Source organism: Desulfosporosinus sp. Sb-LF (assembly GCF_004766055.1).
Classification (GTDB): domain Bacteria; phylum Bacillota; class Desulfitobacteriia; order Desulfitobacteriales; family Desulfitobacteriaceae; genus Desulfosporosinus.
Genome location: NZ_SPQR01000009.1, coordinates 29,932 through 53,523, shown reverse-complemented (window position 1 = coordinate 53,523; position 23,592 = coordinate 29,932). Strand labels below are relative to the sequence as shown.

The following is a 23,592-nucleotide window of genomic DNA, read 5'->3' as shown; positions in this document are numbered from 1 at the left end:
AATATCAGGCAAAATATCAGTTCGGCTCAATTTCTCGTGATGTCGAGCGGTGGAAGACTCTTGGACTAAGTAGTTTTTGCGTAAGCTAGAGGTGAATCTGAGCTTGAGCCTGCACTGTTTACAGCCTGAACTTTGTAATAATAAGTGGTATCTGCCCATAGGCCGGTATTTGCATAACTAGTGGTTGTAACTGTAGCAATATGGGTATAAGTCCCAGAAGACGAGGTTGCCCCGTAAACATAATAGGATGTTGCTCCACTAACAGACTCCCAAGTAAGGTTTATTTGGCTGGAACTTACGGTTGTTGCACTTACTCCTGCAGGTGTGGACGGTGTATCAGTCCCAACGGTAGTTCCATTTAAGCTTATTAAAACACTTTCAGGTACAACGACTGTTCCTCCAAAAACAATTTCTTTCTTGATACTACTAGTTTTATCTCTAAAAAAGTCTATGGTTGATTGGTCGACAGGATTGCTAACCAAGATGACGGGTGAATTTGTTAATGAAGCTAACGTTGAACCAGCCAAAGCATCAGCGTAATATTCACCTGTTGATATGTAGCAAAGATTAAAATCGAGTTCGTCTGCGAATTCTTTAATAATACTAATGTTAGTTTCATATCTATTGATCCCACTTAGCCGTTTGGGAGATGGAAGTTGCTTAAGTACATTTTCACTGACAACTCCAGTCCCACCAACTACATAGGTGCTTTGTACATTTTTTAATAAATATGCTCTTACGCTTTGAGGTAAACTATCCTTAGGTGTAAGAAGGATTGGAATTCTCTTCATTGCAGCAATTGGGGCAATTGACAGAGCATCTGGAAAGGTATCGCCACTGGCAATTATAGCTTGGTTAAATTGACCCATCGATTGGGCAATTTTAATCGATGTCTCGTAGCGATCGTTTCCCGCGATCCTTGATACTTCTATTCCCATACTTTTTATGCTTTGTTCAACGACCGATGAAACAACACCTGATCCACCTATAATGATAACGTTTTTCACCTTTAAGCGTAAAAGCTGAGTCTTTGTTTGTTCGTTTAAGGTATCCTTTGGCGTTAGTAATAGTGGAGCATTATATTTTTGGGCAAGTGGGGCACTGCATAAGGCATCAGAAAAATTCTCCCCACTGACTATAAAGGCATAGTAAGAGGTTTTCCATCCCGATTCCGCAACTTCTGCAGAAGTTTCATACATGTCTTCTCCGGCTAATCGGTCAGACTGAATTTGTGATGAAGCATCCGGTGGAGCATCCGGTGGAGCAGTGTTGTCTGTGTTAGCAGTGGTTGCATAAGCTATCGATGAAAAAGAGCTTAATCCAGAACTGTTCACTGCCTGTACTTTGTAATAATAGGTAGTGTTCTGTGATAAGTTGAAATCTGTATAATTTGTAGTTGTGATGGTAGCAATATTAGTGTAGGCATTGGAGGGCGATGTTGCCCGGTAAACATAATAGTAAGCTGCGGAACTTACGGGATTCCATGTCAGGTACATTTGATTGGAATTAGCGACCGTGGTTGTGAGAGTTGTCGGTGCTGGCAGAGCACCATTAGAATTAGCCGTTGTCGCATAGACTGTCGACGAAAAAGAGCTTGATCCAGAACTGTTTACTGCCTGTACTTTGTAATAATAAGTAGTGTTCAGTGACAAGTTAGAATCTGTATAATTTGGGGTTGTTGGCACAGCAATAATGGTGTAAGTGCCATTTGGCGAGGTCGACCTGTAGACATCATAGTAGGTTGTGTAACTTGCGGGATCCCATATCAGGTATATCTGATTGCTACTTGCAACTGTAGCTATAAGATTTGTCGGTGCAGACAAAGCGCCGTTAGAAACAATAGTTGTCGCATAAACTATCGAAGAATCTGAGCTTGTTCCGACGCTGCCAACGGCCTGTACTTTGTAATAATAGGTAGTGTTTATTGACAAGTTGGGATCTGTATAATTTGTGGTTGTTGGCACAGCAACAATGCTGTAAGTACCATAGGGGGAGGTTGATCTATAGACATAATAGTAGGTTGCGGAACTTATGGGATCCCATGTTAGGTTTATTTGATTGATACTTGCAACTGTGGCGATAAGATTTGTCGGTGTTGATGGAACACCGCTAGAATTAGTCGTTGTCGCATAAACTATGGAGGAATCAGAGCTTGTTCCGGCACTGTTTACAGCCAGCACTTTGTAACAGTAGGTAGTGTTTAGTGACAAGCTGGAATCTGTATAATTGGCGGTTGTAATCGAAGCAATATTTGTATAAGTTCCGGATGTTGTGGTTGCCCTGTAAACATAATAGTAAGTTGCGGAACTTACAGGATTCCATGTCAGGTATATCTGATTGCTACTTGCGACCGTAGCTGTAAGATTTGTCGGTGTTGATGGGGTACTTAACGCTAAACTGTTTTTCGGAAATATTAAGGTTGAGATTAATAAACATAGTACTAGGGCTACTAATTTGAGATTGAGCTTTTTCATTAATTTACCTCCTCCGCTATTTTAAGAGTATTTCTCATAGTCACTTAATCAATTACTTTATTCTTGTTCTTATCGACATAATCCTCCCTGCAGAGGTGGAAAATTCATTAAATGTTAATTTGCTATAGGAAATTAACAAAGTCGGTGAATGAATAGTCGTGGGTTCCAGGACCCCCTCTTATCTCCGTTATTTCACACTATTATGACACTGTAAGATCCCAGGAGGCCAGTAGTATCTGCGTTTAAAGGGATTTCTCAGGGTAACACAATGGAATTACGTTGAATATTCACTCTGGAAATGGTAAAATATTACTTTGGGAGAATGTTAGCAGTTTGCCAAATAGAAAGCTTGTTAAGAGGAGGCGCATGAATGGCTTTTGATTTAGACAAACGACTAATTCAGAGTATCCAAGAAATTGGTCAAAACTATGCCATAGAACAAATAGTTCTTTTCGGGTCACGGGCAAGAGGTGATCATAAGCCAACAAGCGATATCGATCTTGCAGTTTTTCTATTGCCAGAGTTTGATAGCAGAGGGCATATGAGTAGTGACTTTGACGACCTTAATACGCTCTTGAAAATAGACATCGTATTCATTAATGAACATGTTGATCCTGAATTATTGAAAAACATCGAGAGAGAAGGTGTATTTCTATATGAGCGAACCAAACATAAAAGTCACTAATTTTGACAATGCACTTTCCAGACTAAAAGAAGGGATCGCCAAATACGATGAATCCGATGACCTGTTAAGAGATGGGGTAATACAGCGTTTTGTGTTTACCTTTGAGCTTGCGTGGAAAACTTTAAAGGCAGTCTTTGAATATGAGGGCTTAACAGGCCTGAATTCTCCGAAGACGGTCTTGCGTGAAGCCTTTGCGGCAGAGCTTATCAAAGATGACGAATTGTGGCTTTCTATGCTCAGTGACAGAAATTCAACAGCACACATCTACAATGAACAATTGGCGATTGAAATATGTCATAATATACAAGCGAAATATGCCATTGCACTTGTTAATTTGCTTGAGGAAATTAAAATAAGACTCGGTGAGTAAACAGTTCCTAAAACTTAATTAATTAGCAGCAACCTTCGATGAGGGGACGAATTTTTTTGACCGATTCACTTGCACTTAATTCTTCTCAGATTGAAGCTATTGTTCATACTTGAAAGAGTTTAGCAAGATTGTGCTCCAGAAATTCTAGTATCGAGTAGGTATGAAAAAGGTCTTTAGATAGAGGGCTCAAGCAAGAAACCCTCGGAGGTAAATAATATTGAGTAGTACGTTGAAATTCATAACTAGCATTGTGAACTATTTCCACGACAAATTAATCTTATTGACGAAGTTGATGGGCCTAAAATTCAACGATAAACAACTCCATTTCTTGGTCATTGGGCTTATAGGAATTATACTTTTTCTTTTTGTTCATAAGTTGTTTAAGTATCTTGTCCAGTATAGCCTCACGGCGATTTCCTTTTTCTATACGTTTACTGTTATGGCTGTTTTTGTTTTCGCCATTGAGATTGAGCAAAAGATAACAGGTCGTGGCAATATGGAATTCCAAGATATTGTAGAAGGTCTCTGGGGTTTCATAGTCGCGTTTGCAATTTATATGGGTGTTGTTATGAGTGTTCGTGGGTTAAGGAAATTATTGAGGCGTTGACAACAGTCGTTGCAAACTTTATTTGACAAATGAAGTGCTCAAATGCTAAAATACTTAAATGTGGTGACTTCTCACCGCAACCGCGCGAATCAGGTATAACGGGTTTTTTTGTTTAAGAAAAACCGACCTGCAATGGCGAGTCTAGGGCATGGGAGGTGTAATAAAAATGTACGCAGTGATTGAAACCGGTGGTAAACAATTCAAGGTTCAAGAGGGCGATGTACTTTACGTTGAGAAATTAGAAGCCAACGTAGGGGATGCCGTAACGATTGATAAGGTTCTCCTCACGGAAAAAGACGGTGTGGTTAGTATTGGAACCCCAGTCGTGGCTGGTGCTACAGCAGTGCTCAAGGTTGTTGAGCATGGCAAAGGGGAGAAGATTATTGTCTTCAAATTCAAGTCTAAGAAAAACTATCGTCGCAAACAAGGACATCGTCAACCCTACACAAAAGTTGTTGTCGAAGCGCTCCAAGCGTAAGTGTCAAGAAGGCATTCGCTTGATAGTTTGGGCGGATGATCAAGGGCGGATACGTGAATTCGAGTTGTCTGGACATGCTGGTTTTGCGAGTGAGGGTCAAGATATTGTCTGTGCAGGTGTTTCCGCACTGAGCATTGCGGCCTACAATGGGTTGGAACATTTCTTGTCGGTGGCTCCTAAAGTACAGCAGGGGGATGGACATCTCGCCTGTCAGCTTTTTGGTATCGCAGAGCAAGAACTGGAGAAGGCTCAGTGGATTTTGCAAACCATGGTGTTAGGCATTGAATTAATACAAACGACTTACGGTCAAGATTATATATTTATAGATCGAAGGAGGTGGACTCCATGCTAAAAATGAATCTTCAACTTTTCGCCCATAAAAAAGGGGTTGGTAGCTCGCGTAACGGCCGGGATAGCAACGCTCAACGTCTTGGTGTGAAACGTGGCGACGGTCAATTCGTACAAGCTGGTACGATTATCGTACGTCAACGCGGAACAAAGTTCCATCCCGCGAAGAATTGTGGTTTGGGTAAAGATGATACTTTGTTTGCTCTGATTGACGGTTATGTTAAATTCGAGCATAAAGATCGGTTGCACAAACAAGTAAGTATTTATGCTGAACGTTCAACACCGGTAGCTATAGCCCAATAAGCTGTTTTGATTATTAACCCCTGGGTTTTCCCAGGGGTTTTATTCGTGTATAGGTACATATGCCAAGGCTTGAGGTAAAAGTTCGAGGTTCGAATTTTGGACTTAGCAATGTATAGGCGCTGGGCACTATATAAGTTCTACGAAAACTCATATAGTACAAACTCAATGAGAGGAATTTGATTTATATGGCACAGGTTGAAACTATGTTGTTGTCGGAGCTGTTGCAGTGGTATCGCCTTCAGAGGCATGACTTTCTGAATCATTGGCAGGTGATCATGGGTAATCTACAGCTTAACCAACCCGAAAAGGCTCTTGCCTACATGCGGGAGACGGTCGCTGCGTCTTTGGAAGAACAGAAGTTGGCTCAAATTCCAGAATCAGGGCTTGCGGCGATCTTGCTGGGCTTTATTATTCGTCTTAGGCTGGAAGGCATTACCGCTTCGATTGATTTTCCCGAGGAGATGCAGCGAGAAGATTTTTGGCAAGTTCACTGGCAGGAAGAATATGTAGAGGGCTTATACGGGTACACTAGAGAATGCTTGGAAGTGTCTTCACAGTCTAAGCAGCTTAAAGATCTAATTTCTGAGGTGTATTTGTATGACGAACCAGGAGGATTTTCTTGTCAGTATATCTTATCGGATGAGGAAACTGTTCTCTATGATAAAACGGTTAGGTTTACTAAAAGCCCTGAAATAAAGTGATTCATTGAGGAGATCTTAACAGTTAAGGAGAATCAAGTATGTTTATGTTTTACGATCAGGCCAAGATTTATGTTAAAGGTGGAGACGGTGGGGCGGGAGCCGTCGCCTTCCGTCGGGAAAAGTATGTTCCAGAAGGCGGGCCAAGCGGTGGAGATGGCGGCCGCGGGGGGAATATAGTTTTTGTTGGGGATGAAGGTTTAAGAACCCTTGTAGACTTTCGCTATAAGCGGCATTACAAGGGGAATCGGGGTGACCACGGACAAGCGAAGAATATGAGTGGTCGAGGTGGAGAAGATTCAATTCTTCGTATTCCGGTGGGTACGGTCGTCCTAGATGATGATACGGGTGAAGTCCTTGCGGATATTACCGAACATGATCAGCGTGTCATTGTTGCTGCCGGTGGACGGGGCGGCAGAGGCAATGCTCGGTTTATGAGTAACACGAATAAAGCCCCGACGTTAGCTGAAAACGGAGAACCAGGTGTGGAACATTGGCTGCGCTTGGAGCTAAAGCTCTTAGCGGATGTTGGGCTGGTTGGTTTTCCGAATGTGGGCAAGTCCACGATCATTTCGAAGGTCTCGGCGGCCAAGCCGAAGATTGCCGATTATCATTTTACCACCCTTGTTCCAAACCTAGGCGTGGTTGAGCTGGAAGATGGTCAGAGTTTTGTTATGGCCGATATTCCGGGGCTTATTGAGGGGGCTCATACTGGGGCTGGATTAGGGCATGAATTTTTACGGCATACAGAGCGAACTCGCTTGATCCTGCATGTGTTGGACATCTCAGGGTCAGAAGAGCGGGATCCGTTAGAAGATTTACGGATTATTCAGGAAGAGCTTCGGCTCTACAGTCCAGAACTCGCCAAGCGACCCGTGATTATTGTGGCCAATAAAATAGATATTCCGGGTACTGAGGAAAATTTGCAACGTTTGAAGGAAGTAGTGGACGAGGGTCAAGAGATTTTCGCAGTTTCTGCCGCGACGGGAGAAGGGCTACAACCCTTGATCTATCGTATTGCACAGCTCTTACCGGATACACCGGTACCAGAGATTTTCAACCTGCCGACAGAACACTTGGTGACGAAGGCACAGTCCGATAAGCGCTTTGAAATCTTGAAGGAAGAGGGCTCGTTTATCGTAGTTGGTAAAGAAATTGAAAAACACGTTAAGATGACCTTCTTTGAGCGTGAAGCGAGTGTTTATCGATTCCAAAATATTTTAAAAGCCATGGGAATTGATGAGGCCCTCCGTGAGCAAGGGATTAAAGAGGGGGATAAAGTGGAGATTGCTGGCGTAAGCTTTGATTGGGTTTAGAGGGTCGTTCGAGAAAGGAATTTTGGGCGTTTGGGGGTAAAAATGTGAAGAAACGTCTTTGGTGGGGATTTGGGATACTCTTGATTCTTGCGTTAGCCTCAGGTGCATGGTGGATGTGGGGAAGGTCCCAGGGACCTATGAAGGTCAAGGCTATTGCGGTAGCCCCGATCTCAATGCAGGAAGAAGTCTTTGCGACGGGGAGCGTTGTTCCAGTTTCTCGCCAAGAGGTTCGTGTTTTAACCCCAGGTCTTGTCTCGAAGGTGGCGGTGAAGGTTGGAGATTCCGTCCAATCGGGCCAAACTCTCGTGACTTTAGATTCAACCCTTCCAGATGCCCAAGTTGCTCAGGCTAAAGCGAATGTCGAGGCAGCTCAAACAGGTGTCAATTCAGCTCAAGCCAATTTAGACGAGCTGAAGAAAGCTCAAAGTTCCGCTGTTCTCAGTATTAGCAGTGCTGCAAGTGCTTCCGGTGCTGATGCTACAGGTTCCTCGCTTCCGCAGTTTACGGCTGATCAGCAAAATAGCATTCCTCAGGGGAATGCTATTAATTCGAGTACGGTTAGGCAGGCTGAGGGCGCTTTGGCACAAAGCAAGGCAGCTTTAAAACAGGCTCAGGAAGCTCTAAAGGTTGTTCAAGTGCAACAGAGCCAAATGGTTTATAAATCGACCATCGCTGGAACTGTCCTTGAGGTCAATGCCCAGGAAGGGAACCTTTCTTCTGTTCAACAACCGCTTGTGGTCTTGGCAAATCTTTCCCAGATGAATGTCGAGTCGCAACTGAATGAAGTGGATGCGGGAAAAGTTCAACTTGGTCTTAAAGTGACGGTTACCAGTAAAGTGCTGGGAAGTGCGTCGGTTCAAGGCGCGATTGCCGAGATGGCACCAGAGGCGGTAGCTCAACCGAGTGTCCAGGGGAACTCCTCGCCGACGGTGGGCGTGAAGATCAGTTTAGATAAAGTACCCGTTGGGCTGAAGCCGGGTTCAAGTGTTACGATAAGAATCGTCGTTGCCACCAGAGAAGGAGTCTTGGCGGTACCTCAAGAAGCTCTGTTTCAGGAAGGGAACAAAAGTTATGTCTATCGTATCCAAGGGGGTCGTCTTCAAAAGACGGACGTGAAGATTGGGATAGGGAATGACACGCATCAGGAAATCACTGCCGGGCTAAAAGTAGGGGAATTAGTGATGCTGAATCCCTCAACCGAGTTTTCGGAAGGAATGCCGGTAACGCCTGATATGGGAAGTGGGAGTACATGAACCTGCTTGAAGCCCTACGGGGAGCACTCTTTAGCTTGCGTACGAATAAGCTGCGGACAGGGTTAACGATGTTGGGAATCATCATCGGAATTGCTGCCGTGATTGCCGTCGTTACCATCGGGCTAGGGGGCAAGGCCGCCATCATGCAGGAAATGGAGAAAAGCGGGGTCAACTTGTTCGTACTGTATACGAAAACGGTCGGAAATACCGGACAGGCCGAAGGGGATCGCTTGACGATTCAGGATGGGGAAAGCTTGAGACGGGCGCTACCTCAAGTCAAAACCTTGCTGCCAGCGAGTATTGAGTATACTGCGTTAGAGGTGAATCAAAAGCGTTCTTCAGCCATGGTCGTGGGAACGACCCCTGAATTTGCTGAGTTGCGCCGTCGGGAAACGGCCAAAGGTCGGTTTTTCACGGATGAGGAATTTTCGTCGGGACGCCGAGTGGTGGTGATCGATGAGACGTTGAGAGATGCTTTATTTGGCGCTGGAAATCCTCTTGGACAGCAAGTGATCATCAACAATGTGCCCTGTCGGGTGATTGGGGTTTTGGCTAAGGATAAGTCCGCTTTTGCCCAATTTGATGTGGGGCCTCAGAATGCTTATGCCTATGTTCCTTGGGGAACGTGGTCGGACGTTTTTCAGTCACAGCGTGTCGACCAACTCGAAGGCGCAACCTCACGAGAGACGGATTTAGAAAGTGCGATCTCAAATGCTAAGCGTATCTTGAACGTGCGCCATGGCACCACGAATCAGTATGAGGCTTATAATGTGCAACAGTTGGTTCAATCAGCCAATAAGATTACGCGTATCTTGACAAGCGTTATCGGTTTGGTGGCCGGAATTTCTCTTTTTGTAGGAGGGATCGGTATTATGAACATTATGCTGGTTTCTGTGACGGAACGCACTCGTGAAATTGGGTTGCGTAAAGCTGTGGGAGCGAAAGAACGTGATATTCTAACGCAGTTTCTAATAGAAGCCATGGTTTTATCCCTGGTCGGGGGAATCGTGGGGATCGCATTAGGAGCTGGGAGTGCCTTGATGGTGGCCTATCTCTTGCATTGGCCCCCGCTCTTGTCGGGATGGGCAATTGTCTTTGCTGTTTCCTTCTCTATTGGAGTGGGACTCTTTTTCGGTTTCTATCCGGCAGTAAAGGCTGCTAAACTAGAGCCGATGACAGCGTTGAGGTATGAGTAAAGGTGTAGAAGAGAGCCGAAACTTTAGGATACTTCAAAATCTTAGGGATATCTCAGAGTATCTAAGAAAGTTAGTTAGAAATGTTTAATGTAGTAATTGAAAAGTATAAGTAGTGTATTTGAAGAGTAGGCCTGAGGCTGTTAGTTTGCGGCTCTTCTATATCAGTTTGAAATTTGGGAGGAAATATGCGTGTTGACAGGTAAACAAAAACGTCATTTAAGATCCATGGGAAATGAAATGGTGCCTATTCTGCAAGTGGGCAAGGGCGGAATTGGGGAAATGGTGGTTGCTCAAACGAACGAGGCTTTGGAGGCCCGAGAATTGATTAAGTGTCGGGTTTTACAAAACAGTCCTGATGAACCCAAAACCTTGGCGGCTGAGCTAGCCGAGCAGGCTGGGGCGGAACTTGTACAAGTCATCGGGCGGAATTTCTTGTTGTTCAGGCAGTCTAAGACTAAACCGATGATAATTCTGCCGAAGTAAGGCTTGGTGATGGGAAAGGTACAGTTACCCGTATGATTCTTGCGCTCTGATGCTGATAATTGGCTGTTTGACTACCAAAATAGTCAAACAGCCAATTATAGGGAAGACTGAACGCAATCATTTTACACAGAATTAAATAAATTTAATAATAAAATCCTGCAATACAAAATTATTGCAGGATTTTATTAGTTTCATGAAGAATATTCCAAATTCGTAATTATTCATCATACGCAATAAATAGGAAGATATCTACTTGAAAACGCCCATATATCCAAGTTGCGCCATTTCAATATAGAGGGAGAGTTCGACGAAAAATGAAAATTAAATTAACAACTATTTTTATAGTACTGGTCCTTATTTGTAGCCAAGTGATCCTTTCACCTAAGAAAGCTTCAGCTGCCCAGCCTACGGTGAAATTGAGCAGTGTCAAAGGGGAAGTAATCATCAAGATAGGGGGAGGGCTGCGTGAATTCCCTGCTGTGGATGGGACTGAACTGGTTCAGGGCGATTGGCTGCGTACAGGTAAGAACGGTACTGCCAAACTCTCGTATGAAGACGGAACAGAAGCCACTATTGGAGCTAGCTCCTACATAAATATTCAACAATTAACCTCAAGTGATACTATTTCGGTATCCTCTCGACGTCAAGCTCGTATCACATCCTGGAAAGATGGACACCAGTCTTCTATTCAATTGTGGGCGGGTAGTGTTTGGAGTAAAGTTAAAAGCCTTGTAAATATTGATGACAAATATGAAGTTGAGACGCCAACGGCGGTGATGGGCGTGCGTGGTACCTTATATTTGGTTAGTATCGATCAAGAAACGGGTTCAACCCAAAGTGACGTTATTGATGGTACAGTAGGAGTTACGCAAAATAATGAAGATACTAAGGCTGCACCAGTCCAGTTAGTGACAATGGGTCAGACCTTGAAACTGGTTTCATTAACCGAGCCGTTGCCAGATAAGCAAGCAATAGATCCTCAGAGATTGATCAAGAATACTCAACCAGAAATCCTTGTGCATTTAATTAATGATATTACTGAACGGACGATGGAGTTGGCGGATAAAACTAAGGAGCAACAGAAAACCTTCAGCCAAACGGGCAATATTAATGATATTAAAGCGGCTATTGGTACGTCCTCTAAATTAGTTGAGCTAGCTAGTTTTGGCAAAGAGTTTATGAGTAGTCTGCAGAAATCTGATAAATTGGAAGCCGTGAAGCAAGTTCTTCAAGATAACCAGCAGACTATAGAACAAGTGCTAAAGACCATCGATACGATAAAATCCGAGACTGAGGTCATCAAGTCTGAAGTGGTTGAAGCTGCGAAGGCAGCCGGAGTGAGTCAGGAACAAATTGATAGTATTGGGAAAGAGGCTATAGGTGTTGCTACGACACCGGCTTCTGAGCCGACTCAAAATCCAACACCGGAACCAACCCAAACTCCGTCACGGGGCCAAAATTCTCAAAATAATAGTACCATTGCTAATTGGTTAGTTGAATCAGTAGATGGCGGAAACGCCAGTGACTTTACCCTAAATGCCAGCGCTGTACCGGCTGGGGCAACGTATTATGGATTATTTACAACTGACGGAGCTCAAATCGATACGTATAAAGCTACCAATGCGACTATCAGAACAGGTAGCATCGTATTCAGTGATCCATCTCAATTAGTAGTAAAGTTTTACAAAGATGCCGGAGGCATACAAATGATCGCTAAAGGCATTCTGTCGGGAACAGTAGTTGATGGTGCAGGATCTGGACAAATGATGGTTACTCCTGTAACCGGTACTTGGAATTTAGGGAAAACCTTTAATGATGCCATAACCAGCGATTTTACAATCAATGTAATTGGCATTAGTGAAGCCACTCAATATGAGGTTTGGGCGAACGGCAGTGCGATTTCAGGCAAAATAAATATCATTGGAGCCAATAACTACTTCAGAACGTTGAGTGTTGCCTTTGGAGACATGACCCAATTAACAGTTAAACTATTCGATGCATCTGGAAATCAAGTTGGTCAATCGATTTTGAGCGGAACTACAACAAATGGCAACGGTTCGGGTGCAATGAATTATTAACATTGAGAGGATATCCATGAGGGACAAAGGCTTAAAGAAGTTATTTGTGCTTGCGTTATGCCAGGGTAGAAACCCTATTGTGCAATGTAAGATGGAAATGCAATAAAGAAGGCGTCTAAGAACTCTCCCACTGCGAAATGGTCAGGAACTAATTCAATGCATCAATTTTTATGGTTTAGGATGGAGTGCGGGGAAATACGTACGGAGGTGTCTTAATTCTTGGTCAGGGAAAATTTAAGTAGTGGGAGGATTAATATGATAAAACAATTTAATCAGTTTATGTATTTAGTACTTTCCTTTATGTTGTTGGTTATTTTTATAGTGGGTGTCCCAGGATCAGCCTCAGCAAACGGTTCGAGCTGGACAACCCGAAGCTCAGGCAGCACCAATTCTCTCGCTGGAGTAACCTACGGCAACAGTACATTCGTGGCAGTGGGCGACGCTGGCACGATCCTGACCTCACCGGACGGAGCGAGCTGGACAACCCGAAGCTCAGGCAGCACCAATTCTCTCGCTGGAGTAACCTACGGCAACAGTACATTCGTGGCAGTGGGCGACGCTGGCACGATCCTGACCTCACCGGACGGAGCGAGCTGGACAACCCGAAGCTCAGGCAGCACCAATTCTCTCGCTGGAGTAACCTACGGCAACAGTACATTCGTGGCAGTGGGCGACGCTGGCACGATCCTGACCTCACCGGACGGAGCGAGCTGGACAACCCGAAGCTCAGGCAGCACCAATTCTCTCGTTGGAGTAACCTACGGTAACAGCACATTCGTGGCGGTGGGCGACGCCGGCACGATCCTGACCTCACCGGACGGAGCGACCTGGACAACCCGAAACGCAATCACCGCCAATTCTCTCAGTGGAGTAACCTACGGCAACAGCACATTCGTGGCAGTGGGTGCCTACGGCGCGGACGGATACACGAACTGGTACGGCACGATCCTGACCTCACCGGACGGAGCAACCTGGACAACCCGAAGATCATGGAGCGAAGATTTTTTCAAAGGAGTAACCTACGGCAACAGCACATTCGTGGCGATGGGTTACAACGGAGTGATCCTGACCTCACCGGACGGAGCGGTCTGGACAACCCGTATTTCAAGCAGCAACTATTATCCCAGCGGAGTAACTTACGGCAACAATACCTTCGTAGCGGTGAGCAAATACGGCAAGTTCTTGACCTCACTGGACGGAGCGACCTGGAATTGGTCAAACACCAGTTATCCTCTCAGAGGAGTAACCTGCGGCAACAGCACATTCGTGGCGGTGGGCGACTACGGTACGATCATTCAATCTGTATCATCCTATACCGTGACCTTTGACTCTCAGGAAGGCAGTGCGGTATCGAGCATAAACAATGTCACCTCCGGCTCCGCCATAATCGCACCGACAGCTCCGACACGGACGGGATACGCCTTCGGTGGCTGGTACAAGGAATCTAGTTGCATCAATGCGTGGGATTTCAGTACTGATAGCGTGATGACGGATATTTCGCTATACGCGAAGTGGACGGTAAATCTTGCAGTAACAGTAAACAGTGTAGTAGTAAAAACAGCACCAACAAAAGTAGCTTATTATGCCGGTGATACCTTAGACTTAAGCGGTTTAGTTGTATCCTTAAACAAATCAGATTCAACCATACAAGATGTTGCTCTTTCAAATTTTGCTGAGAATAACATAGCAACAATCAAAGCAGATGGCGATGCCCTTATTCTGGCAGATACGGCAATTTTGATCACGGTCAACGGTAAAACTACTAGCCAGGCAATTACAGTCAACGTAGCAGCAAATGTAAACCCTGATTACACATACACGGTAACAGATGGCGAAGCCCAAATTACGAAGTACACAGGGTCTGGAGGAGATGTTGTAATACCAGGTACATTAGGAGGAGCCCCAGTAACAAGTATCGGCAACTATGCTTTTCAATTTTGCCCCTTAACTAGTATTAGCATTCCGCAAGGGGTAACAAGTATCGGCGACGGGGCTTTTTTCTATTGCGGATGGTTATTAACTAATATTAACATACCGCAAGGAGTAACAAATATCGGCTGGGGAGCTTTTGGCGGATGCTTTGGTTTGACTACTATAAATATTCCGCAAGGGGTAACAAGTATCGGCGACTATGCTTTTGAAAATTGCGATTCCTTAACTAGTATTTCAGTAGCTGTTGATAATTTAAACTATGAGAGTATAGATGGTGTGCTTTATAACAAAGCAGGGACTAGTTTAATAGCATGTCCCGAAGGTTTAACTAGTATCAGCATTCCGCAAGGAGTTACAGATATAAGCGAAGGGGCCTTTTTCGGATGCCGAAGCTTAACTAGTATCAGCATTCCGCAAGGAGTCACAAGTATAAGCGAAGGGACTTTTAGCTCATGCAGAGGTTTGACTAGTATTAGCATACCGCAAAGTGTAACAAGTATCGGCTACCAGGCTTTTTACAACTGCGATCACTTAACTAGTATTAGCATTCCGCAAAGTGTAACAAGTATCGGCTGGGGGGCGTTCGCTTTCTGCGATAGCTTAACTACTCTCAGGTTTAACTCGTCAACAACAACAATATCTAATAATGATGGTATAGATACAATTCCGTCTACAACAACGATTATAGGATATGACCCATCTACTGCAAAAGATTATGCTGCAAAATATAACAGGGCGTTCGAAGCTATTGGCACAACAAACTACAGCGTCAGTATTGGAACTCTAACAGATGGTAATATTACAGCGAACCCAACATTGGCAATTACCGGGACAGCCATCAATCTCACAATAACTCCAGATGAAGGTATGCAACTGAAAGCAGGAACGCTGAAGTACAATGATGGAACGGATCACGTCATCATCGGCACAAGCTTCACTATGCCAGCAGCAAATGTTACAGTGACAGCGGTGTTTGAGCAGAAACCGGCAAACGATTATACTTATATTCTAACAGCTAGCGGAGCCCAAATTACGGGGTACACAGGGGCTGGAGGAGATGTTACAATACCAAGTGCATTAGGTGGACTTCCTGTAACAAGTATCGGTGATTTGGCTTTTCAGGATTGCACAGGCTTAACAAGTATCAGCATACCACAAGGAGTAATAAGTATCGGAGAGTCGGCTTTTAAAGGTTGCACAGGCTTAAATACTATAGTATTTAATTCGACAACAACAATAATTATTGGCGCGAGTACAATTCCGACAGCTACAAAAATTATAGGATATGACCCATCTACCGCAAAAGATTACGCTATAAAATATGGAAGAACATTCGAAGCTATAGACGCAACAAATATTCTACAAAGTATTACCATAAGTACTCCAGCCACCAAATTACACTATACCGTAGGGGATGCACTAGATATTACAGGATTGGTGATAATTGGTACATTTAACGATGGTAGCACTACGCCTGAGGCCATAACTGCTGCGAATATAACGGGCTTTGACAATACAGTAGCAGCGACAGACCAAGTGCTTACAATAACAGTGGGTGGTAAGACTGTCACGTACAAAGTGCAGATAGTAGCCGCTCCACAGATGCCTGATTATTCTTATAATGTAGCAGATGGCAAAGCCCAAATTACGGGATACACAGGGACTGGAGGAGATGTTACAATACCAAATTCCTTGGGAGGGTTTCCGGTAACAAGTATTGGTTACCAGGCTTTTGCCTATTACTCAATCTTAACTTCTGTTAGCATACCGGAGAGTGTAACAAGTATCGGCGACAGGGCCTTTATAAATTGTACAGGCTTAACGAGTATTACTATTCCGCAAGGAGTAACAAGTATCGGCAACGTGACTTTTGCCGGTTGCACAGGCCTAACTACGATTAGTATTCCTGCAGGAGTAGCAAGTATAGGCAACGATGTTTTTGATGGTTGCACAGGCTTATCTGCTATTAGATTTAACTCGGCAACAACAATAATTGATGGTTCATACACAATTCCAGCCGCCACAAAGATTATAGGATATGTCTCATCTACTGCAAAAGATTATGCTGCAAAATATAACAGAGCGTTCGAAGCTATAGATGCAACAAATACTCTCCTGGCGTTTGTGAGTCCACAGGATCTACCTCAAGCAGTGGTAGGTACACCGTATAGCTATACTTTTGTTGCGACCGGGGGCAGTGGATATACATTCAGCCTACCTATTCCAGCCGGGGAGCCTTCAGATTATCCTGATGGTCTCAGCATTAGTTCGAATGGGGTATTGAGCGGGACACCAATAATGGGAGGAACTTGGAATGGTATACCGGTGACAGTGACGGATAGTACTGGAAGCAGTATCACTGGTTCATTCAATTTGACGGTGAGTAATTCAGGCGGAGCAGTTACTTTGCAACACGTATCAGCAGTAAATGGAACAATCACATTAACCATGAGCGGAGTTGATCCATCCTGGAATTCAACTGGGGGGCCGACAACATCTATGTTTTTAGTGACAATGTCCATTAATGGTAGTGCACCGATCCCAGTTAGTGCAAGTTACACTGGTGGAGATAATGTGACACTTTATTTGAACGTGCCAAACATCAAGCCCGTTTCGTTTAATCAAAACGTTGTCTATAGCGTGAGTTACTTGAGCGAGCAACAGATGAGCGCGAATACGTTTACAGTACCGGCTGCGATTAGTGGTACGACTACTTTGGGTACTATTAAAGCTTATGTTCTCAACAACTCAGTGCTAGTTGGCAAATATTTATTCCAACGATTGAACACAAATGGATTAACTCAAGCTAATGTTCTAGAAGCAATGGCTACAGCACCTGGCCAACATATCTACTTCAAATCTTTCAATGGCTTATGGTATGATCTAAGTAACAACTCAGTAACTAATGCAAACGATTTAACAGATTCAACCAAAGCTCTCGATGAAACAACCACAATTGATTTACTTCAAGTATTGAAATGGTTTCAAGCTGCTGACAGCGTGACAAATTATTAAGCAGGGGTGCCAATAAGCGTAGGCAACGAGATTGGGGGAGCAGGATATATCCTTTTGGAGAGGGTTTGGACGTGAAACGTCTAGGCCCTCTCCTTTTTAGCTTGCACAATGCATTATCTGTCGAGGAAGATATACGAAGGGTGCCAAAATTTTAGGGGTAGTGCAAAATAATTAAGCCTTTTCTGTTGTGATGAAGAAGGGATCTTAAGCTTGCCATCGAATTAATATCAATTAAATATAACTGGGATATTTTAGTGATAGATGAGCCAGAAACATGAAGGGACTTGAATCATGATGCAGGAATTTCAGTTTGTCTGTCCAATTAATATTCTAGAGGTTGCTGACACCCTTCCGCGCCTTGAGGGGGAAGTTATTTTCATAAGTGGAGGGACTGATCTGGTCCTTCAGTTAAATAGCGGGCAGATTAAGCCGGCTTGGGTTGTTGATCTATCCCAAATTCCAGAGCTTAATTACATAAAAGAAGAAAAGGGCAGGCTCAGAATTGGGAGTGCCACAACGTTCACTCAAATCCGTGAGAACAGTCTCATCTGGAAGAATGCTCGATGTCTGGGGCAAGCTGCTTCTCAGGTTGGTTCCACTCAGATTCGCAACCGAGCTACTCTGGGAGGTAATATTGCCCAGGCCTCACCAGCAGGCGATAGCCTTCCTACATTGTTAGCTCTTGAAGCATGGGTGAGTATTCTAGGACCCCGGGGGTCAAGGAGAGTCTCGTTTGCAGAGCTACAAGCAGCAAGCGGCGGAGCAGGCCTACAGGCCAAAGAATTGATCACGGAAATTGACTTCCCGGTATGGGAAACAGAGGCGAAAGCACAAGTCCTAAGCGGATTTGCCAAAGTGGGCAGTCGTACTACGGTAACCATTGCTCGTCTGAATATGGCGGCGTGGTTTGAAGTGGACTCAGAAAGCGGACGTATACATCAATCAAGATGGGCTGTGGGAGCCTTAGGGCGGACTCCATTTCGTCTGGCAGAGCTAGAACAGGCGTTGCAGGGAAAGAGCGTAAATGAGGGTCTCGCACAAGAGATTGCCGAGAGATTGACTGAGGCCGTCGATCGGGCTATTCCTGGTCGGTATTCGCAAGACTATAAACGCCAGGCCATTCAGGGTTTAGCCTATGATCTTCTTGCAGATCTATTTCCAGGGCAGATGTCTATGTATTTGAACCAAAACGGGAGGTAACAGAGTGCCTAGTGATAGTTTGCCCATGGATGTTTTAACGCAAGTTTTTAGGCAACTCTTTAATTCGATTGAAGAAGGGGTCATTGTTACAGACTGCGAGGGAAAAATAATTTTCTACAACTCCGAAATGGCAAAACTCGAAGACTTAATATCGGAAAACGTGGTCGGGAAGTATTTAACAGAAGTATACGATGCGGTGACGGTAGAAAGCAGTGAGCATTTAAGGGTTGTCTTCACGAAAGAACCTGTTCTGGATAAGCATAAAACTTATTTTACCAACCAAGGGAAAGAGGTCAACATTGTTGCCAGTACCTTTCCAGTGGTAGAAAATGGTGAGGTTGTAGCTGTCTACTCGGTGTGTAAAAACATTACTAAATACAAAGAGTTGTTGACTAAGACTATGCAGTTACAGGATCAAATTGGTTTGGAAGGGCTTGACGAGCGTGGGAATAATGGCACTCGCTATACCTTCGCTTCGATCGTCTTTTCAAGTCCGGTGATGCAGAGCCTAATTGATTCAGCAAAGAAAGCGGCCTTGGCAGATGGATTTATCTTAGTCTTCGGAGAAACAGGCACAGGCAAGGAATTAGTGGTCCAAGCGATCCATAATCACAGTGCTCGAAAATATGAACCCTTCGTGGCCATTAACTGTGCCGCGATTCCTGAAACTTTGCTGGAAAGTATTCTTTTTGGCACGGCGAAAGGAGCTTTTACAGGGGCAGTAGAATCGAAGGGGCTGTTTCAACAAGCGGGGAATGGGACTTTGTTTTTGGATGAACTGAATTCCATGAGTATTGCCCTCCAGGCTAAGCTCTTACGTGTCTTGCAAGAAAAGATGGTGAGGCGCGTCGGGGGGACCACGGAGATTCCGGTTCATTGCAGGGTCATCAGTTCGACCAATGTCGATCCATGGGAATCGGTCGATAACGGAAGTTTGCGCAACGATCTTTTTTATCGCTTAGCGGTTATGACACTCTTCATTCCTCCGCTAAAAGAACGGAAGGAAGATATAGAGACCTTAATCGATTATTTCCTGAACAAATATCAAAGAATTTATGGCTTAGAAAGCGTTTTAATGAGTGCTGAATTAAAAAATGTTTTCAAAAAGTACCAGTGGCCAGGTAATGTTCGTGAATTAGAGCATATTATTGAAAGTGCTATGAACATGCTGGATGGCCGAAACGTGATAACTATTGACCATTTACCCCATTATCTAAAATCGAAATTTCTTAGTAAGAATGGAGCGTTCTCTGAACTCTACAATAAGGGTTCCAACACGTTAGCCAGCGTTTTGCGTGAGGTGGAAAAGCAAGTGCTTTGGGAAGCGTTGAAAAGCCACAGCGGAAACATTACCAAGGCTGCCGATTCTATCGGAATAGCCAGGCAGAATCTGCAATACCGAATAAAAAAGTTGGGGATTCACAATTCGTGCAACTAACGATTAGGTTCCACCCTTTAAGAGGAGACTCTCCGATCGATAATGCGTTAAAGCGTCCCAGAGGGAAAAAATGCATGAAAAGAAAGAGGGATGATAGCGAGTGACCTTAAACGACTTTATGAATTTTTTCGCAAAAAATACTGGGACGATCATGGAATATAGCAAGAATCATTTCACCCTTGTTCTGTTGGCAGTGACAATTTCCTTAGTGATCTGGGTACCTGTTGGACTGTTGTTGACAAAAAGCGATAAATGGGCAGCTCGGGTCTTAGCACTGGCGAACACGATTTTTTGCATTCCAAGTTTGTCGATGTTTGCTATTTTGGTTGCTATCCCTTACTTCGGATTGGGACGAAAGTCGGCTCTGTTTGCCTTAGTTCTCTATGCAATGATGCCTTTAATTCGCAGTGTTTATGACGGGGTTAAAAACGTTGATCGGAATGTCATCGAAGCTGCTAAAGGGATGGGGATGAGTTCGGGGAAGATCATGCGCGAAATCCTTGTCCCTTTAGGTATGCCCATTATTTTTGCTGGTTTTCGGATTACAGTGGTCATGACTACAGGTATTGCCGCTATTGCTACTTATATCGGAGAACGCAATTTGGGGCGCTTTATTTCGGAAGGGCTTGTTCGTTCAAACACTCCCATGATGGTCACTGGAGCCTTGATTATCTCTGTGATTGCCATTGGATTAGACACAATCCTTGGGGCGATCGAGAAGAGAATTGTTCCACGTGGATTAAGAATTAACCGCTAGGATAAAGTTGCTAAGGGGGATCCAGATGATTGAACTAAAGCAAATCTCAAAACAATATCCCAGTCAAGTGATACCGGCCGTGGACCAATTGTCTCTTTCCATTCCAGAAGGAGAGATTTGCGTTTTAGTGGGTCCCTCGGGCTGTGGAAAAAGCACTACCTTGCGCATGATTAACCGCATGATCGAACCGACTTCTGGTGTCATCAAAATTAACGGAGAAGATATTACACGCACGAACACGGATCAGTTGAGAATGGGGATTGGCTATGTGATTCAGCAGATTGGCTTACTGCCGCACCGGACGATCGCTGAAAATATTGCTATCGTGCCACGGTTGTACAAATGGCCAAAGGAAAAGATCGCGAAACGTGTGGAAGAGCTCCTCGTCATGATGGGGCTTGATCCGGAAAAGACTGCGGGAAAATATCCCTCTCAACTTAGCGGTGGGCAAATGCAAAGGGTAGGGGTAGCCAGGGCAATGGCCGTGGATCCTCCGATTATGCTGATGGATGAGCCCTTCGGAGCAGTCGATCCCATAGCACGCGCCCGCTTGCAGGATGAATTCCTACGTTTGCAAAAGGAGATTAAGAAGACCATTGTTTTCGTCACGCATGACATTAATGAAGCTATTAAGATGGGAGACAAGATCGCCATCTTTAATGCTGGTAAGTTAGTTCAATTTGGCACGCCTGAAAAGATCTTAACTAATCCGGTGAATGAGTTTGTTGAGAATTTTATTGGTCATGATCGGGTCGTCAAAAAATTGAACTTATATCGTGTTGCTGAAGCCATGAAATCCGTCGGTTGCATCGTAGGAGACCCTGAATTGCGAAGTGCCGCCCAGAAAATGAAGGATGCGGGTGCTGAGGTGGGGTTCCTCTTGAATAAGGAGGGTAAGCCTTCCGGGTATTTTACTCTGGAAGATTTGAGGGATTTTGGGAGTGACCTGGAGGGCTTAAGAAAGCGAGTTCTTCGCACTCAGAAAGCTTTCGCCCAAACGACAACCTCCCTACCCGATGCGCTCTCCTTGTTGCTGGAATTTGATGCTGATTATCTTGGGATTCTTAAGGGCCAAGAACTCGTTGGGATGCTCTCTTTCAAAGACATTAGGAAACATGTTTACAGGAAAGAGGGTGAGTAAATGACTTGGGAGAATTTCAGGGTTGCCCTATTCGAAAAGGCCCCGGATGCTCTTCTGACCCATTCACTGATCGTTTTGATCACCATCACTCTAGCGATCTTGATTTCTATTCCGCTCGGGATATTTCTGTCTCGACCCAAATTCAAGTCGTTCGGCATGGTGACCCTGAATTTGCTGAATGTCTTGCAGTCGATTCCTGGCTTGGCAATTATTGCCCTGGCTTTGCCGATCCTGGGATTGGGAATGAAACCTGCAGTGCTTGCGTTGCTATTCCAGAGTCTGTTGCCCATCGTCAGAAATACGATTGCTGGTTTGATAGAGGTAAGCCCGGATGTGAAGGAAGCGGCTGCAGGTATGGGGATGTCCCAAGGAAGAATCCTTTATGAGGTGGAAATTCCGCTGGCTATGCCGATCATACTAAGCGGTATTCGAACGGCTACTGTTTACGTAGTCAGTATTGGTACATTAGCGGCTCTGATCGGGGCAGGAGGTTTGGGCAATCTCATTATAGGCGGATTAGCACTCTTTCGACCGGAATACTTGCTGGTCGGAGCAGGTTTGGGAGCATTGATGGCAATTCTTCTGGACCGTGTTTTAAGTTACATCGAGTATCGGATCACTCCACCGGGCATGCATGTTGAATAATATACTTTGATGAACGGTTGAAGGGAGGGGGATCAACTAGGTAAGGGGACTGAAACATAAACCAAGGGCTCTGAGAGGATGACCATTAATACTTAGTCAATGATTACTTATCCTAAGGAAGGAGTATGTGCATGAAAAAACGATCATTAGTTTTCATTGTTGCAGTCTTGTCCTTGGCACTAGCATTGGGGGGTGTTGTGGGCTGCGGTTCACAGACAGCCAGCAAAGGTGCTGAAGCTGAAACGGCAAAAAAGGGACCTACTATTAAGATCTCATCGAAGACTTTCACGGAAGCGTCACTACTGGGAACGCTTAGCTTGCAATATCTAAAAGGCCTGGGATACCCCGTCGAAAACAAGATGGGACTTGGTGAACTGGCTGTCATCAGACCAGCTCTGACATCTGGTCAAATTGATCTTTATTGGGAGTACACTGGCACGGGCGTCATGAACTTAATGAATCATGCACCTGTGTTTGAAGCGCAAGAAAGCTACAAACTCATTAAAGAATGGGATGCCAAGAACGGGATTGAATGGCTGGATTATGCTCCCATGGATGATACCTATGGGATCGTCGTTCGTTCAGATGTCGCTGAGAAGTACAACCTAAAAACGACCTCGGACTATGTTGCTCAAGTGAAGAAGGGTGAACACTTGAAATTCGTTAGCTTCCCTGAATGGGATGGTCGTGCAGATGGGTTGCCATCGTTTGAAAAGTCGTATGATTTCAAAATGCCGAAAGACGATATTGTCGATGTGGCTATGGGGCTAAACTACGATACTCTCAAAGCCAAAAAAGGGGATTTGGCCTTGGCCTTCACCACAGAACCGAGAATTGTTGCTGATAAGCTTGTCATGCTCCAAGACGATAAGAAGGCTTTTCCTGTCTACAATGCTTGCCCTGTCGTTAGAAAGCAAATTGTCGATGCTTATCCGACTTTGGCTGCTGACCTTAAGAAATTGAGTTCAATTCTGGATACCAAGACAATTACAGAATTGAATATGCAGGCAGATATTGAGAAGAAGTCTATTGAAGAAGTTTCGACGACGTTCCTAAAGAGCAAAGGTTTGCTGAAGTAAGTCCCCCTTCATTAACTCCCCCCTCCTCTTAAAATTGGCCACTTTATTCCCTGAAAATGCCTCTCGGCTTGTTTTGGGGGTGTAAAGTGGCCTTTA

General features: G+C 44.5%; 20 protein-coding genes. 19 read left to right on the top strand and 1 reads right to left on the bottom strand.

Annotated elements, in window-relative coordinates; genetic code table 11:
- Positions 1-65 precede the first annotated feature (65 nt).
- Positions 66-2,474, bottom strand: coding sequence for a cell wall-binding repeat-containing protein (locus E4K68_RS14300; RefSeq protein ID WP_135379616.1), 2,409 nt, complete (start codon positions 2,472-2,474; stop codon positions 66-68).
- Positions 2,475-2,844: 370 nt separating this feature from the next.
- On the opposite strand from E4K68_RS14300, the gene E4K68_RS14295 reads away from it, so the two are divergent.
- The 19 genes from E4K68_RS14295 to E4K68_RS14205 all read left to right on the top strand — a co-directional run bounded on the left by E4K68_RS14295 (position 2,845) and on the right by E4K68_RS14205 (position 23,496).
- Complete coding sequence (locus tag E4K68_RS14295; RefSeq protein WP_135379615.1) at positions 2,845-3,159, top strand: nucleotidyltransferase domain-containing protein; 315 nt, start codon at positions 2,845-2,847, stop codon at positions 3,157-3,159.
- Complete coding sequence (locus tag E4K68_RS14290) at positions 3,131-3,529, top strand: nucleotidyltransferase substrate binding protein (RefSeq protein ID WP_135379614.1); 399 nt, start codon at positions 3,131-3,133, stop codon at positions 3,527-3,529. The genes E4K68_RS14295 and E4K68_RS14290 overlap by 29 nt, the downstream gene beginning before the upstream one ends.
- Positions 3,530-3,746: 217 nt before the next feature.
- Complete coding sequence (locus tag E4K68_RS14285; RefSeq protein ID WP_135379613.1) at positions 3,747-4,136, top strand: hypothetical protein; 390 nt, start codon at positions 3,747-3,749, stop codon at positions 4,134-4,136.
- Between the two features lie 166 nt (positions 4,137-4,302).
- A complete protein-coding gene (gene rplU, locus E4K68_RS14280) occupies positions 4,303-4,614 on the top strand; it encodes a 50S ribosomal protein L21 (RefSeq protein ID WP_135379612.1) in 312 nt (103 codons plus the stop codon).
- 13 nt (positions 4,615-4,627) lie between these two features.
- Positions 4,628-4,966, top strand: a complete 339-nt coding sequence (locus E4K68_RS14275) for a ribosomal-processing cysteine protease Prp (RefSeq protein WP_243450394.1) — start codon at positions 4,628-4,630, stop codon at positions 4,964-4,966.
- Positions 4,960-5,265 (top strand): 50S ribosomal protein L27, encoded by a 306-nt coding sequence (rpmA, locus tag E4K68_RS14270; RefSeq protein ID WP_135379610.1) that lies wholly within the window; start codon positions 4,960-4,962, stop codon positions 5,263-5,265. The genes E4K68_RS14275 and rpmA overlap by 7 nt, the downstream gene beginning before the upstream one ends.
- 185 nt (positions 5,266-5,450) lie before the next feature.
- On the top strand, positions 5,451-5,966 hold the full coding sequence (locus tag E4K68_RS14265; protein ID WP_135379609.1) for a Spo0B domain-containing protein: 516 nt from the start codon (positions 5,451-5,453) through the stop codon (positions 5,964-5,966).
- A gap of 44 nt (positions 5,967-6,010) precedes the next feature.
- Positions 6,011-7,279, top strand: coding sequence for a GTPase ObgE (gene obgE / locus E4K68_RS14260; RefSeq protein WP_135379763.1), 1,269 nt, complete (start codon positions 6,011-6,013; stop codon positions 7,277-7,279).
- Positions 7,280-7,323: 44 nt separating this feature from the next.
- Positions 7,324-8,532 carry an efflux RND transporter periplasmic adaptor subunit gene (locus E4K68_RS14255; RefSeq protein WP_135379608.1) on the top strand — a complete coding sequence of 403 codons (1,209 nt, stop codon included), beginning with the start codon at positions 7,324-7,326 and terminating at the stop codon, positions 8,530-8,532.
- On the top strand, positions 8,529-9,728 hold the full coding sequence (locus E4K68_RS14250; protein ID WP_135379607.1) for an ABC transporter permease: 1,200 nt from the start codon (positions 8,529-8,531) through the stop codon (positions 9,726-9,728). Before E4K68_RS14255 ends, E4K68_RS14250 begins: the two co-directional genes overlap by 4 nt.
- A 189-nt stretch (positions 9,729-9,917) precedes the next feature.
- Entirely contained in the window at positions 9,918-10,211 is a 294-nt protein-coding gene (gene yhbY, locus E4K68_RS14245) for a ribosome assembly RNA-binding protein YhbY (RefSeq protein WP_135379606.1), read from the top strand.
- Positions 10,212-10,525: 314 nt separating this feature from the next.
- Positions 10,526-12,289 carry a FecR domain-containing protein gene (locus E4K68_RS14240; RefSeq protein ID WP_135379605.1) on the top strand — a complete coding sequence of 588 codons (1,764 nt, stop codon included), beginning with the start codon at positions 10,526-10,528 and terminating at the stop codon, positions 12,287-12,289.
- A 255-nt stretch (positions 12,290-12,544) separates the two neighbouring features.
- Positions 12,545-17,236 (top strand): leucine-rich repeat protein, encoded by a 4,692-nt coding sequence (locus tag E4K68_RS14235; RefSeq protein WP_135379604.1) that lies wholly within the window; start codon positions 12,545-12,547, stop codon positions 17,234-17,236.
- A 291-nt stretch (positions 17,237-17,527) separates the two neighbouring features.
- The gene (locus E4K68_RS14230) at positions 17,528-18,436 is read left to right on the top strand and encodes an FAD binding domain-containing protein (protein WP_135379603.1); all 909 of its coding nucleotides are present in this window, start codon (positions 17,528-17,530) and stop codon (positions 18,434-18,436) included.
- A gap of 4 nt (positions 18,437-18,440) precedes the next feature.
- A complete protein-coding gene (locus tag E4K68_RS14225; RefSeq protein ID WP_243450382.1) occupies positions 18,441-19,874 on the top strand; it encodes a sigma 54-interacting transcriptional regulator in 1,434 nt (477 codons plus the stop codon).
- 118 nt (positions 19,875-19,992) lie between these two features.
- The gene (locus E4K68_RS14220) at positions 19,993-20,631 is read left to right on the top strand and encodes an ABC transporter permease (RefSeq protein ID WP_243450381.1); all 639 of its coding nucleotides are present in this window, start codon (positions 19,993-19,995) and stop codon (positions 20,629-20,631) included.
- A gap of 25 nt (positions 20,632-20,656) precedes the next feature.
- Positions 20,657-21,772, top strand: coding sequence for an ABC transporter ATP-binding protein (locus E4K68_RS14215; RefSeq protein ID WP_135379601.1), 1,116 nt, complete (start codon positions 20,657-20,659; stop codon positions 21,770-21,772).
- Positions 21,773-22,417: an ABC transporter permease gene (locus E4K68_RS14210; RefSeq protein WP_135379600.1), complete on the top strand. Its 645-nt coding sequence runs from the start codon at positions 21,773-21,775 to the stop codon at positions 22,415-22,417.
- Positions 22,418-22,548: 131 nt separating this feature from the next.
- On the top strand, positions 22,549-23,496 hold the full coding sequence (locus E4K68_RS14205; protein ID WP_243450380.1) for a glycine betaine ABC transporter substrate-binding protein: 948 nt from the start codon (positions 22,549-22,551) through the stop codon (positions 23,494-23,496).
- Positions 23,497-23,592 lie beyond the last annotated feature (96 nt).

What these genes read in the sequence shown, in the direction of transcription:
- rpmA (WP_135379610.1), top strand. Translation starts at nt 4,960, where the DNA reads ATGCTAAAAATGAATCTTCAACTTTTCGCCCATAAAAAAGGGGTTGGT.
- E4K68_RS14300 (WP_135379616.1), bottom strand. Translation starts at nt 2,474, where the DNA reads ATGAAAAAGCTCAATCTCAAATTAGTAGCCCTAGTACTATGTTTATTA.
- E4K68_RS14265 (WP_135379609.1), top strand. Translation starts at nt 5,451, where the DNA reads ATGGCACAGGTTGAAACTATGTTGTTGTCGGAGCTGTTGCAGTGGTAT.
- E4K68_RS14240 (WP_135379605.1), top strand. Translation starts at nt 10,526, where the DNA reads ATGAAAATTAAATTAACAACTATTTTTATAGTACTGGTCCTTATTTGT.
- obgE (WP_135379763.1), top strand. Translation starts at nt 6,011, where the DNA reads ATGTTTTACGATCAGGCCAAGATTTATGTTAAAGGTGGAGACGGTGGG.
- E4K68_RS14235 (WP_135379604.1), top strand. Translation starts at nt 12,545, where the DNA reads ATGATAAAACAATTTAATCAGTTTATGTATTTAGTACTTTCCTTTATG.
- rplU (WP_135379612.1), top strand. Translation starts at nt 4,303, where the DNA reads ATGTACGCAGTGATTGAAACCGGTGGTAAACAATTCAAGGTTCAAGAG.
- E4K68_RS14205 (WP_243450380.1), top strand. Translation starts at nt 22,549, where the DNA reads ATGAAAAAACGATCATTAGTTTTCATTGTTGCAGTCTTGTCCTTGGCA.
- E4K68_RS14215 (WP_135379601.1), top strand. Translation starts at nt 20,657, where the DNA reads ATGATTGAACTAAAGCAAATCTCAAAACAATATCCCAGTCAAGTGATA.
- E4K68_RS14230 (WP_135379603.1), top strand. Translation starts at nt 17,528, where the DNA reads ATGATGCAGGAATTTCAGTTTGTCTGTCCAATTAATATTCTAGAGGTT.
- E4K68_RS14250 (WP_135379607.1), top strand. Translation starts at nt 8,529, where the DNA reads ATGAACCTGCTTGAAGCCCTACGGGGAGCACTCTTTAGCTTGCGTACG.
- E4K68_RS14210 (WP_135379600.1), top strand. Translation starts at nt 21,773, where the DNA reads ATGACTTGGGAGAATTTCAGGGTTGCCCTATTCGAAAAGGCCCCGGAT.
- E4K68_RS14290 (WP_135379614.1), top strand. Translation starts at nt 3,131, where the DNA reads ATGAGCGAACCAAACATAAAAGTCACTAATTTTGACAATGCACTTTCC.
- E4K68_RS14295 (WP_135379615.1), top strand. Translation starts at nt 2,845, where the DNA reads ATGGCTTTTGATTTAGACAAACGACTAATTCAGAGTATCCAAGAAATT.
- E4K68_RS14220 (WP_243450381.1), top strand. Translation starts at nt 19,993, where the DNA reads ATGAATTTTTTCGCAAAAAATACTGGGACGATCATGGAATATAGCAAG.